A 10,380-nucleotide genomic window follows, 5' to 3' on the forward strand; every position below is an offset into this window, starting at 1 on the left:
GTATGCAAATCACGGAAGCGGGTACAACCGCCTCGCGTCGGTTTGGCCCGCTGGCCTCCCGGCAGCCGACCACTTTCCCGGCGCCCGTGGCCCGCTGGAGCACCGAGCTGGGCTACGCCGTTCGGGAGGTTGCCTGGCTGGCCGACCATAGTGCCGTGCTGGCCCTGACCGAAGCCGGCCAGCTGGTGTGCCTGAGTGCTGCCGATGGCCGGCCCTCGTGGAGCGAGACAGGGGGGAATATGTGCCTGAGTGCAAGCCCGGGTGCCCCCATTGTGGCAACCGGTCACCTCGATGGCATCCTCCGGCTGCGGAATGCTCACACCGGCAAAGCCGTAGCGCAGCAGCGCCTGGGCAAAACCTGGATTGAGCACGTGAGCTGGTCACCTGACGGCCACTGGCTGGCGGCGGTGGCGGGCCCTACCCTTTTCCTGCTCGATGAAGTGGGCCGCCTGATCGGAAGCTGCGACTCTCAAAGCGCGGGCATTGCCGGACTGAGCTGGCGCGCCGATTCGGGGGCCGTAGCCCTGGCCACCCGCTCCGGAGTTCAAGTCGTACCCGTGCCTGGTTCGGTAGCTACTACCCCGGAACCGAGCCTGCCGCTTAGTGGCGGGCTCGCGCTGGCAGCCGTAGCCTGGAGCCCGACCGGCCGTCACCTCGCGGCCGGGTGCTCTGGCGGCGGCCTGGTAAGCTGGCTTCTCCTCAGCGGGGCTGAGCGGAAGGCAGGCAGCCAGGTGAAAACAGGACGGACGCTGAGCTGGCACCATGCTGGCAGCCGGCTGGCAGCCCCCCTCGGCTCGGATATAGGAATCTGGGAGGTAGCAGCGGCCGGAGTGCGCGACTCCCCGAAGCGGCTGGCGTATCACCCGGTGGATGTGGAATACGCCGTGTTTCAGCACCGGGGCGACTTGCTGGCGTCAGCCGATGCTGCCGGCACGCTGGCGCTCTGGAACCCCGTCCCCTGCACGCTGCCCCTGGGCGTGTACCCGTTTGGGTCGGGCATTACGGCCTTAACCTGGATGGCCAATGACTGCTGTCTGGCCCTGGGCACGCGTGGAGGCCGGGTTGCGGTACTCAGCATAGCCGGCTGAAGCAGACAGTGAACCGTTGCCGGAACAGGCGGCCTGACCAACATCAGGGTGACGCCCTAAGCTTGCCCACATAAACCACGGCCCAAAGGCCCGTCAGCAGCCGCTGGCGGGCCTTTTGCCTGGAGGGCTGCCCGGGCACGAGTGCCGGAAATGAACAGCGCTGTTCAGTTGGGCAGCGCTGTTTGGCGTTATAGGTACCAGCCTACCCGGCATGCCCTTCCGTCTGGGTATCGACCCGGCAGATGCCCGGCCAGAACTTGTGGCGGGCAACCGGGTTATGGTTACAGTTTTCAGCGAAACCACTCCGCCGCCCTGCTTTTCGAAAAGCCGGGCAGTACCGTCTAACCCACCGATTTAAAAAACGCATGAAGTCGATCCTGCTTCTTACGGCCGCGCTGGCTGCTTTTACTGCTCCGGCGCACGCTCAAACCACTCCTTCCGCCGCTGCCCTGCGCGTGGCCGCCGACCAGATCAAGACCAAAAGCGGGCCGCTCACGGTGCAGCCCATCACGCACGGCAGCGTGGTGTTGACGTGGAACGGAAAGACTATTTACGTGGACCCCTACGGGGGAGCCGAGGCCTACGCGGGACTGGCCGCGCCCGACGTGATTCTTATCACGGACATTCACGGCGACCATATGGACCTGAAAACGCTGGGGGGCCTCGCCGTTGGCAAAGCCTTGCTGGTAGCTCCTAAGGCGGTGGCCGATAAGCTGCCCCCGGAGTACCAGGCGCAGGTGCGCATCCTGCGCAACGGCCAGCGGCTCGACACGCTGGGCATGCGGGTGGCGGCCATTCCGATGTATAACCTGCCCGAAGCCGCCGATGCCATGCATACCAAAGGCCGGGGCAACGGCTACGTGCTCAGCCTGGGCGGTAAAAACGTGTACCTGTCGGGTGACACCGAAGATATTCCCGAAATGCGCGCCCTAAAGGACATCGACGTGGCCTTCGTGTGCATGAACCTGCCGTATACCATGGACGTGAACCAGGCCGCCCAGGGCGTGCTGGCCTTCAAGCCAGGCATCGTATATCCCTACCACTACCGCGGCCAGAATGGCCTGAGCGACGTCGACAGCTTTAAGAAAACTGTGAACACGGCAAACCGGAAAATCGACGTCCGGCTGCGCAACTGGTACCCGGCGGCCAAATAAGCGGGCGTAAGGGGACGACCGGCCGGGTAGAATCTCCGGGAATTTACCAGACCGGTCGGGCTTCCTGCAATGAGCTGCGGCGCCCTAGTCTGGCTTTAGCGGGGTCACCACCGGGCCTGCGGCCGGGGCCGCCGTCAAGGGAGCTCCGTTGAGGGTCACGTTTGAGAATTTCACGCCCGGATACTTGTTGGGAAAGGCCGCCGTCTGCGCCGTCGCGTCCACGTTTTTAAAGGTGAAGCTGGTAACCTGATCGGCCGGGTTGCCATTCAAAACCGCAAACTGCTTGCACTTCACCTTGACGTTGGCGATGGTGATGTTGCGGATGGTGCCAAAAGGCTTTTCCGTGCTTCCCGCCAGGTTGAAGAACTGCGTCCAGGGCGAGAGCGTGACGATTGTGCCGCAGCGGCCGGTTATGTTTTCAACCGTGATGTTCTCGTAGAGCTGGTAGGTGTCGGGGCGCATCTTGAGCAGCAGCAGCGGCCGGTCGTTGTCGACCCGGCAGTTGCGCACGGTGATGCGGTTGGCGTGAATGCACTCACTGCCGCAGGTAACGGCCGCGTGCACTTCCCCAAAGGTGCAGTTCTCAATCAGCACGTCCTCCACCGGGCCGTTTTCCGGCAGCTTGTGGGCGGTGGGTCCCTTCCCGCCCTTCATGACGATGCCATCGTCGTTGACGGAGATATAGCAGTTGCGGACGGTTACCTTCTGGCACGCGTCGATGTCGACGGCATCGGTACTGGGCGCCTTGACCGGCCGGAACGGGGAGCGGATATCACAGCCCTCAATCAGCACCTTTTTGCATTGGTACAGGTGGGTGGTCCAGAAGCCGGCATTGTGCAGCTTGACCCGGGCAATGGTCACGTCGCGGCAGCCCCAGATAAAGAGCAGCCGGGGCCGGTGCACTTCCAGGTTGGTCGACGACTTGCCCAGCTTCTGCATGGAGTCGCGGTGGGCCCAGAAGCTTTTCCAGAATTGCAGGCCGTTGCCGTCAATGGTGCCCGGGCCCGTCACCCGAAAGCCGTTAACCTGGTAGGCATTCACGAGGGCCGCGTAATACGGCAGGCTCTGCCCTTCCATGCGCGAAGGCAGCAGCGGGTAGTGGGCAATGTTGTCGGAGCCTTTAAGCTTGGCCCCCTGCTGCAGGCGCAGCCGGGTGCGGGGCTTGAAAAACAGCGCCCCGCTCAGGAACACTCCCTTCGGAATCACGACCGTGCCCCCGCCCTCGGTGTGGGCTTTGTCGATGGTGCGCTGAATGGCGGCGGTGCTCAGCTCGGTGCTATCGGTACCAGCCCCGAAGTCGGTGATAACGTAGTCTTTGGCACCGGCGCCGGACGATGCCGGCTGGGGAGCTTTAAAGGGCAGGGCAAACGCACTGAGCGCCAGGGGCAGCAGGATAAGGAAGACTTTCATCGGCGGGCAAAAGAATAGACAGCGCAAAGAAGCAGGATCCCGCGAAGTCTACTCTTCTGTACTGACCTGCCAGGAGCCGGCCCCGGCGGATTGCCCCTTGGGTATCCCTCTTCTACCTTAGCGGCGTGATCCAAAACCAGCCCCCGGACCCGGCCGGCCCGCTGCACCCGCTGCGCACCTACCTCCACCGCTTCGTACCCTCGCTGACGGACGCTGACTGGCAGCCGCTGGCCGAGGCTTTGCGCCCGCTGTCCCTGGCCCGGGGCGAGCATTTCGTGCGGGCCGGCGACTACCGCCCGGAGCTGGCCATGCTGCTCAGCGGCTGCTGCCGCCTGTACTACCTGCGCCCCGACGGGGAGGAGCGCACAACGTACTTTTTCTTTGAAAACCACCTGCTGGGAGACTATCCCGGCTGCCTGACCGGGCAGCGCAGCAGCCTGCATATTCAGGCGCTGACGGGTTCCGAGCTGGTAGTATTTGACTACGCGGTGCTGCGCCGGCTCTACCAGGAACGGCCCATCTACGAGCAGTTTGGGCGCCTGCTGGCGGAATACCACCTGCTCGGCACCGATGCCCGCCTGGTAGAGCACCTGCTCCTCTCGCCGGAAGAGCGTTACCGGGCCCTGCTGGCCAGCGGCAAAACCAAGATTCTGGAGCGCATTCCCCAGCACCTGGTCGCCAACTATCTCGGCGTCACCCCGGTCTCGCTCAGCCGCATCCGGGCGCGCGTCGCGCGAAAACCAGCAGCCGGACCGCCGGAATGAGCGACCCGGCTCCGAAGCAGACCTATTTCTTAGCGTTTGTTATCGTGTTCGGGGGGCTGGCCGCCGGAAGTTTGGGTGTTCATTCTCACCTCCCCTTTTGCCTGCATGAAAACCCTGCTGAAAACCGAAAAACTGGCCGAAGCGCTTTTCGCCCTCGTGGTGTTTGCCCATCTGCCGTATGCGTGGTGGGTGCTGCCCGCCACCTTTCTGCTCCCGGATCTGAGCATGCTTGGCTACCTGGCCGGGCCGCGCGTAGGCGCCTGGTGCTACAACCTTGCCCATCACCAGGCCACGGCCCTGGCGGCAGGGGCAGCCGGGTGGTGGCTTGGGCAGCCCCTGCTGCTGCTCGCGGGCACGGTGCTGCTGTTCCACAGTGCCTTTGACCGGCTCCTGGGATACGGCCTGAAGCATGAAACCGGCTTTCGCGATACGCACCTCGGACGCGTCGGACCTGCCAACCAGGCATACGGTGGACGTACCGGGTCTGGTAGATTGTAGCGGTTCAGTGAAAGAAGGGTTTTAGTGCACCGTGGCGTGGCACCAGTTTGCGCCCTTATCTTGCTCCATGACTTTTTCCATTACACCCCACATCGGTGCGGGGGCCTTCCGTTTCGGCATAAGCCGACCAGCCATCCGGGCGCAGGTGGTCGAGACGCCCCAGCAATTTCTTCAAGGTGGGGAGGATACCGATTACTACCCGTCACTGGGTCTGTTCGTCTACTACAACGACGCCGAGACGTGCGAGGCCTTGGAGTTCTTCCGTCCGGCCCGCGTGCTGCTGGGAGAAATCTCCTTGCTGTCCTTATCGAAAAAAAAGGCGCTGGCGCTCTTTGCCGCTGACCCGGCGTTGGAACAGGACAAGGCTGGCTATACTTGCTACCAGCAGGGCGTCGGGGCCTACTACGAGGTGAGCCAACGCGCCGAAAGCGTGATTGCTTTTTCGCCGGGTTATTATGACAAGAGCAAGGAAAAGTTACGGGAACTAGAGACGTTAGACGTAACGGAGATGTCAGTTGACGAGATAATGGCCTTTCTTGAAAAGGCTAACCCATCTAAGAGAAGCTGAGCAGTAAATATGCGGCTTACAGTTCAGCAAAACGGTCCAAACAGCCAAAGGAGTTTTTCTTTGGCAAAAGAATAAATGATGGTGGTATTTGAAAAAACCTCATCCCCCGCCACGGAGGATGAGTTGGACGAGTTGGAACGCTACGCGCAATTGCCCTTTCCCAGCGCCTACCGGCAGCACCTGTTGCGCTACAACGGCGGTAGGTGCGCGCCCAACGGGTTTCACTTCGTTGAGCAAGGTCGGTGCACCTCTTCGCTGGTCGAGCGCTTCTTGCCCACACACAAAGAAAGTTGGGGCAGCCTTGGAGACTACATCGAGACGTTCAAAATCGATGAGAAACGGCTTCCTATCGCTCTCTTGCCCATTGCCCACGACCCGGGCGGCAACTTGATTTGCCTGGCTTGCGCAGGAGCAGACGTCGGCCATGTGTATTTCTGGGACCACGAATCCGAAGTAGATTACACCGTCGAGGCGGACAGCGCTCGGACGAACCTGTACCTCCTTGCCGAGAGTTTACCCGAGTTTTTGGCTTCCCTGGACGAGGAGCCAGTGGAGTAACCACCCAAACTTACTAGTTCAATCAAACGGTCAGAAAGCTAGGCGAAGATTGATATGCACGATGAAAACACGGATTATGTATATCGAAAACAAAGAGAGCGGCGAAGCACATATTGGCCGGGTCTCGTTTTCACGGACGTTGCAGACCGTTTACTATCGAGATAAAACCTTGACCCGAGGTGGGAGCGAGAAAATCAAGGGTAACTTCTTTGACACGGCTACAGGGGAAGAATATTGGGTGTCCGGTCCCAAGAAGCGTGGCGGCGACGCGCACCCAGCAGAGCGTGTGACTGTCCTGATCGACGAGGATGTAAAAGAAGAGTACTGGAGCACTATTCGCAAGTAGGAATCGGCTCCCATGCCATTCAGCCAAACGCTCGTTTACGCAAACGAGCGTTTGCAGCCCCTCCTCTTTGTAATTCTACGCTGGCACTGTGGCGGAACGGAAGCTAGCCTCCTACCAGGGCACCGGCATCTTTGCCCACTCAGTCGCCGTAGTGTGCGCGGGCAGGGACTCCTGCCAAACGCCATGCTGTTGAACTTCTTAACCCGCGGAAAGATGCCCCCTTCTCTACCTCGTTTTTTACGCGTGCTAAGTGCCGGACTGCTGGTAAGTGTGGGGCTGGCCAGGGTTCATCCGTTGCGGGCACAAGGCCCCGGCAACGCCTACACGCAAGTGTACGCCGGGGCTTACTACTCCTTTTCCCTGCGCAACGACGGCGCCCTGTATGCCTGGGGCCGCAACAACGCCGGACAATTGGGCCTGGGCACCATCAGCAATGCCCAGCCGCTGCCCGTGCCCCTGGCGGCCCCTGCGGGCAGGCAGTGGGCGCAGGTATCCGGCGGTCAGTCGCATACCCTGGCGGTGTGTACCGATGGGTCACTCCACAGCTGGGGTCTGAATTCCAGCGGCGAGCTGGGCAACGGTACCACGCAAAGCCAGACCGCGCCGGCTCCAGTGCCGCTCCCGGCCGGGGCCGTCGCCCAGCAAGTGTCGGCGGGCCGCTCGCACTCACTGGCGCTGCTGGCCTCGGGCCAGGTGCTGAGCTGGGGCGCCGGTCAACAGGGACAACTCGGCACCGGCACCACCACGGGCCGCCAGACGCCCGGGGAGGTGCCAGGGCTACCCGCCTGTACGCAGGTCGTGGCTGGCGTTGACTATTCCCTGGCCCTGGCCGCTGCCGACGGCGCTTTGTGGAGCTGGGGCCTGAACAACCAGGGCCAGCTGGGCGATGGCACCGTCACCGACCGCCGGGCGCCCGTCCGCATTGCGCCGCCCGCGGGGCTGCGCTGGACGCAGGCGGACGCCGGCCTGCAGCACGCGCTGGCACTGGCCTCCGATGGCTCGCTCTGGGCCTGGGGCAGCAACTCACTGAATCAGTTGGGTGACGGCACCAGCACCAGCCGCCTGGCCCCGGTGCGCATTGCACCGCCCGCCGGTCACACCTGGACGGCCGTGGCCGCCGGCAACTACTTTTCCATGGCCTTGTGCTCGGACGGCGGACTCTACAGCTGGGGCGAAGGCGGCGTGCTGGGCAATGGGGCTGCGCAGGGCCGAAACACGCCCGGCCGCGTGGCCCCGCCCAGCGGCCAGACGTGGACGCAGGTGGCCACGGGGCAGTACCACGCGCTGGCTCTTACCTCGGCCGGCCACGTGTACTCCACCGGCGACAACACGGCCGGTCAGCTCGGCAACGGCACCCAGGCCCACGCGCTGACGTTTGGGCGTCTGCTGGCGCTGCCCCTGCCCGTCCGCCCAGCGGCCGCAGTTCCAGCCCTAGTGTATCCAAATCCGGCAGTAGATCGGCTGTATTGGTCGGGCGCACCAGCTCACGCCACCTTGCTGCTGCTGGACATGAGCGGGCGGGTGCTGCGGCAAGGTGCTGCAGCGGAACCGTTGCCGCTTGCCGGAGTTGCTGCCGGCCTGTACCTGGCCCAGTTGCGCTCGCCGGGTGCGCCTGCGCAAACGGTACGGGTAATGGTACACTGATGCTACTGCGCAAGCCAGGCCGACCCCGGAGCAGTGAGCTGGCTTTTTACTTACAGCACCCGGTCACCTTCGTAGCCTGGGGGCTTAGCTAAGCGGAGCAGAGCGGGAGGTGTGTTGAAAGCTAGTTTCGAAGTAATGAAAGCGCTTAAGCGAAAGAAGAAGCGCTCCGGAAAGTTAGACGAGGGTTATCAGCGAGCTTGGTTGGGCTGCTCTTCGGTACCGGCCGCTTCGTACCACTCGCCCTGGATAAAGTAGTGGGTACGATTGCCGAGTGCCATCACTGGCAGCATTCCGGTGAGCCGGCGCGTAACCACCCTTCCCGATTTTAGATTCAGGACCGTAAACCGGGCGGGAACCCGCTGGTATCCGGTGTAAAAGAAATGGCGGCTGGCGTCGAGCTTCAGCACCGCCTACGTGTCGGAACGGCGGTTATTCGCAGGGGTGCGGCCGGACCGACTTTCGTCGTGAACCGTGAGCTGGAGTCGGTAGGTCGCCGGGGTGGAGCCCAGCAGGCGCATCTGCACCCGGTACAACTCGTATTCGCCCGGGTCGCCACCGTGTAGGTTGCGCAGGTCGTACTCGCGAAAGGTTTCCGCTTGCAGGGCCTGGCAGAGTTTGCCTTGGGCCGCGCAGACCACGAGCGTGTTGCGTATTCCCAGGTTGGAGCCGCCCCGGACGGCGTAGGTGAGCTGCAAAAACTGCTGGTTCCACACTCTAACCGTATCCAGTGCCCAGGATTCGGACACCTTTACGGTATCCGTTCCACACACCACCACGAGGGCTCGTGGGGTTATCTGCTCATACACCCGTATTGATACTGTCTTGCCTTTAAATGACCGCAACCGATACGTCTGGGCATGCAGAGAAATGGAGCCCGCGATGAGCAGGAGCAGCAGGAGCCACTTTTTAAACGGGCAGCATTTCATTTGTCCAAATTACCGACAACTAGCGAGTGGAACGGTCCGAAAGGTAGACTGATTCGGCACCCGGCGACAACTTACTTCACTTCGAATGCCCGCAGGGCTGCAACCGCGGCCTGCGTTTCTTTCAGCGTGTCGGTTTCCTTTTCTTCCTGGCCGACGGGCTCCTTGACCGCACCGCTGTAGAACGTGAGGATGTTCTGGCGGAGCGGGGCGCTGATGCCCTCAAACTTATCCTTGGCCAGGGTGCGTACCCACTCCCCGTAGGTTTCATCGGCCAGCTCGTACTCCCCGGCCCGGGTGGCGTAGCCGGTGTCGAAGTCGGTATTCGGCAGGCGGGCGGCGGTGGAACTTTGCCGGGCTTCGGCCAGTCCGCAGTACTGGCTTTGCACCGTGCGGAAGCTGGCCTTGAACAGCTCCTGGGCCTCACGGGTGGGCAGCTTAAAGGCAAACGGCCGGAGCGGACCGATCTTGGGCAGCACCCGCACCACGAGCGACAACAGCCGGGCACCCGTGCCGGGCTGTTTGTAGCTGGTGCCAAACTCCCGGCGGAACTCACGCCGGCTCTGCCGGTAGACAAACTCCCGCCGCCGCACCCGGGGACTCAGCTGGCGGATCTGTTCCCGCTGCGACTCCCAGGCGGCCCGGGTGGCGGTGGGCACCAGCTGGCTTATCACGAACCGGTAGCTGCCGATGCTCAAATCCACGTTGGCAATCACGCGCCCCAGCTTCAGGCCGTAGGTTTTCTCGAAGGCCCGCTCCAGCACGGGCTTGGCTACCTGGAAGCCGATGGCGCTGTGGTAGTCCTCGGAGCGGTAGCGCCCGGCGGCCACCTGCACCACGTCGAAGGCAAACTCCAGCTGGGAATGCTGCTTGGGAGCCTGGAGGTAGGTGATGACGGGTCCGAACTGCGCCTTTAGATCGGGATACACCGAGGCCACGGCCCGGTTGGTGCCTTCGAGGTGCCCGCTGATGTCGGCCGCGTAGTGGGCCAGGGCCCCGAGGGCAAAAGCAAAGTCGTTGCGGTCCCGGGCTTCGTCGAACAGGTTATGCACGAAGTCCCCGCTGCGGACGTAGTGGGTGAGGTTGGTGAACAGGGAGGACCCGAACGGGTAGTAGCCCATGTCCTGGATGATGGCCCCGCCGTAGGCATAGGACTTGGCTTCCCGCAGCTGCTCGTCGGTGGCGCCCGGGTAGCGGCGCTGCAGCAGCGGCACCAGGCACTTCTTCCAGGCCGAGTCGATGGTGGCCTGGTGGGTCAGCACGGAGTAGCCGGAGGCGGAAAAAGGCGCCAGCAGCAAAAGGGCAACGGACCGGATAACCCATTTCAGCATGGAACGAAGGATCGGCCGGCTCAGCAGGGGCGTTAAGCCCGACAGACCTTCGGGTTACGCGAAAGCTCGACAGGAGTTGTTGTTGAGGTAATGCTT

General features: G+C 62.7%; 11 protein-coding genes. 8 read left to right on the forward strand and 3 right to left on the reverse strand.

The features are described from left to right. Positions 1–2: 2 nt before the first annotated feature. Together LJY25_RS17190 and LJY25_RS17195 are read left to right on the forward strand one after the other, a co-directional pair. Positions 3–1,088, forward strand: a complete 1,086-nt coding sequence (locus tag LJY25_RS17190; protein ID WP_227609707.1) for a WD40 repeat domain-containing protein — start codon at positions 3–5, stop codon at positions 1,086–1,088. A 365-nt stretch (positions 1,089–1,453) separates the two neighbouring features. Beyond that, positions 1,454–2,242, forward strand: coding sequence for an MBL fold metallo-hydrolase (locus LJY25_RS17195; protein WP_227609708.1), 789 nt, complete (start codon positions 1,454–1,456; stop codon positions 2,240–2,242). Positions 2,243–2,326: 84 nt separating this feature from the next. Here LJY25_RS17195 and LJY25_RS17200 read toward each other — a convergent pair whose 3' ends face one another. Next, positions 2,327–3,652, reverse strand: coding sequence for a glycoside hydrolase family 28 protein (locus tag LJY25_RS17200; RefSeq protein ID WP_227609709.1), 1,326 nt, complete (start codon positions 3,650–3,652; stop codon positions 2,327–2,329). Positions 3,653–3,777: 125 nt separating this feature from the next. On the opposite strand from LJY25_RS17200, the gene LJY25_RS17205 reads away from it, so the two are divergent. The 6 genes from LJY25_RS17205 to LJY25_RS17230 all read left to right on the forward strand — a co-directional run bounded on the left by LJY25_RS17205 (position 3,778) and on the right by LJY25_RS17230 (position 8,030). Continuing rightward, the gene (locus LJY25_RS17205; RefSeq protein ID WP_227609710.1) at positions 3,778–4,416 is read left to right on the forward strand and encodes a Crp/Fnr family transcriptional regulator; all 639 of its coding nucleotides are present in this window, start codon (positions 3,778–3,780) and stop codon (positions 4,414–4,416) included. A gap of 105 nt (positions 4,417–4,521) precedes the next feature. Continuing rightward, positions 4,522–4,914, forward strand: coding sequence for a DUF4260 domain-containing protein (locus tag LJY25_RS17210; protein WP_227609711.1), 393 nt, complete (start codon positions 4,522–4,524; stop codon positions 4,912–4,914). A 67-nt stretch (positions 4,915–4,981) separates the two neighbouring features. Beyond that, positions 4,982–5,482 carry a hypothetical protein gene (locus tag LJY25_RS17215; protein ID WP_227609712.1) on the forward strand — a complete coding sequence of 167 codons (501 nt, stop codon included), beginning with the start codon at positions 4,982–4,984 and terminating at the stop codon, positions 5,480–5,482. A gap of 75 nt (positions 5,483–5,557) precedes the next feature. Next, positions 5,558–6,040, forward strand: coding sequence for an SMI1/KNR4 family protein (locus LJY25_RS17220; RefSeq protein ID WP_227609713.1), 483 nt, complete (start codon positions 5,558–5,560; stop codon positions 6,038–6,040). A gap of 76 nt (positions 6,041–6,116) precedes the next feature. Beyond that, positions 6,117–6,386, forward strand: a complete 270-nt coding sequence (locus tag LJY25_RS17225; RefSeq protein WP_227609714.1) for a hypothetical protein — start codon at positions 6,117–6,119, stop codon at positions 6,384–6,386. A 213-nt stretch (positions 6,387–6,599) separates the two neighbouring features. Beyond that, on the forward strand, positions 6,600–8,030 hold the full coding sequence (locus tag LJY25_RS17230) for an RCC1 domain-containing protein (RefSeq protein WP_227609715.1): 1,431 nt from the start codon (positions 6,600–6,602) through the stop codon (positions 8,028–8,030). 410 nt (positions 8,031–8,440) lie between these two features. On the opposite strand, the gene LJY25_RS17235 is transcribed toward LJY25_RS17230, so the two are convergent. Both LJY25_RS17235 and LJY25_RS17240 read right to left on the reverse strand, forming a co-directional pair. After that, positions 8,441–8,776: a hypothetical protein gene (locus tag LJY25_RS17235; protein WP_227609716.1), complete on the reverse strand. Its 336-nt coding sequence runs from the start codon at positions 8,774–8,776 to the stop codon at positions 8,441–8,443. A gap of 251 nt (positions 8,777–9,027) precedes the next feature. Further along, complete coding sequence (locus LJY25_RS17240; protein ID WP_227609717.1) at positions 9,028–10,284, reverse strand: zinc dependent phospholipase C family protein; 1,257 nt, start codon at positions 10,282–10,284, stop codon at positions 9,028–9,030. Positions 10,285–10,380: the final 96 nt, after the last annotated feature.

It is taken from the genome of Hymenobacter translucens (genome assembly GCF_020685205.1).
Classification (GTDB): domain Bacteria; phylum Bacteroidota; class Bacteroidia; order Cytophagales; family Hymenobacteraceae; genus Hymenobacter; species Hymenobacter translucens.